Genomic DNA, 1,642 nt, shown 5'->3' on the forward strand with positions numbered 1-1,642 from the left:
AATAATATTTATTCTAAAAAATTCGATGAAAACGATTGACATAAATTTCTAAAAATGGTAACATAATGTCAGCTTGAAAAGCAGAAAATGGGGCATACCACCGCGGGTATGGTTTATTTTCTGCTTTTTTTGTTTTCTAAGACTTTTATGGAAGAAGGAGGAAGAGTATGACTTTAAATGGTAAAAATATCGTTTTATCAGAAGATATTACAATAGAAAAACTTCTAAAAAAATACGACTTAGATCCTAAAAAGGTCGTTGTAGAAGTAAATATGGAAATTGTAGACGATGAAGCTTACAATACTTATTTATTAAAAAATGAAGACGTTATAGAAGTTATAAGCTTTGTTGGAGGTGGTTGATTTTGAAGATTTTTTTTAATGAGGCACTTGCAGAAGTTACTCAAGATACAACTGCCTATCAATTTAGAGATAATGTAGATAAAAATTGCGATGTAGTTGTTTTAAATGGATTTCCTTTAAGCGAAGATAAAATACTATGTGAAGGAGATAGAGTTACTTTAATTCAAAAGGGTAAGGTTCCTTCATCAGATGAACTAGAAGCTCTTTTAATTGCGAGACATACACCTAATATACATAGTAAGCTAAAGAGTGGGAAAGTGGCTATTTTAGGTCTAGGCGGTTTAGGATCAAATATAGCTATTTCGTTAGCTAGAGTAGGCGTAGGAGAGCTCGTATTAGTAGATTATGATGTCGTGGAACCGTCTAATTTAAACAGACAGCAGTATTTTGTAGAGCATATAGGAATGAAAAAGACAGATGCATTAAAAAATATACTGGGAAAAATAAATCCTTTTGTAAATATCAAAACTAAGGATGTATTTATTACAAAAGAAAATATAGGTTTTTTAAGAGACTCAGATATAATAATCGAAGCCTTTGACGATGCAAAATGCAAGGCTATGGTATGCAATGCAGCCTTGAAAAATTTTAGAGATAAATATCTAATAGCATCCTCAGGTATGGCAGGTTATTACGATTCAAACGATATAATGACTAAAAAAATAAGGGATAAATTTTATATTTGTGGAGACTTTGAACACGAAGCCAAAGAAGGCGAAGGCTTGATGGCTCCAAGAGTAGCGATATGCGCAAATCACATGGCAAATTTAGCTATGAAGATACTTATAGATGAAATCAAATAATGGAGGAGAAAAATGGATAAATTAATTTTAGGTGGACACGAGTTCGACAGCAGACTTTTAATAGGAACAGGTAAATTTGGAAGTAATGAAATACTTCCAGATGTTATAAAGGCTAGTAACAGCCAAATAATAACAATGGCTATAAGAAGAGTTGATTTAGATAATCCAAAGGAAAATATACTTACTTATATACCAAAAGATATGACTATATTACCGAATACTTCAGGAGCAACTACTGCTGAAGAAGCTGTAAGAATTGCTAGAATATCTAGAAAAATGGGATGTGGAGATTTTATAAAAATAGAAGTTATATCAGACACTAGATATCTACTACCAGACAACGAAAAAACAATAAAGGCCACAAGAATACTAGCAGATGAAGGCTTTATAGTACTTCCATATATGACACCAGATTTATACGCTGGAAGAAAATTAATAGAAGCAGGGGCAGCTGCAGTTATGCCTTTAGGAGCACCA

General features: G+C 32.3%; 2 protein-coding genes and 1 pseudogene. All 3 read left to right on the plus strand.

Annotated features, from left to right (window positions below):
- Positions 1-167: 167 nt before the first annotated feature.
- On the plus strand, positions 168-362 hold the full coding sequence (gene thiS, locus ACI3VO_RS02010; protein WP_439756306.1) for a sulfur carrier protein ThiS: 195 nt from the start codon (positions 168-170) through the stop codon (positions 360-362).
- Positions 363-364: 2 nt separating this feature from the next.
- Positions 365-1,165 carry a sulfur carrier protein ThiS adenylyltransferase ThiF gene (thiF, locus tag ACI3VO_RS02015; RefSeq protein WP_439756307.1) on the plus strand — a complete coding sequence of 267 codons (801 nt, stop codon included), beginning with the start codon at positions 365-367 and terminating at the stop codon, positions 1,163-1,165.
- A gap of 12 nt (positions 1,166-1,177) precedes the next feature.
- Positions 1,178-1,642: pseudogene (locus tag ACI3VO_RS02020) on the plus strand (thiazole synthase); the annotation flags it as partial.

Origin of the sequence: Intestinibacter sp., assembly GCF_051866655.1 — a bacterium.
Classification (GTDB): Bacteria; Bacillota; Clostridia; order Peptostreptococcales; family Peptostreptococcaceae; genus Intestinibacter.

Coding starts and splice junctions, on each gene's coding strand:
- thiS (WP_439756306.1), top strand. CDS start 168: ATGACTTTAAATGGTAAAAATATCGTTTTATCAGAAGATATTACAATA.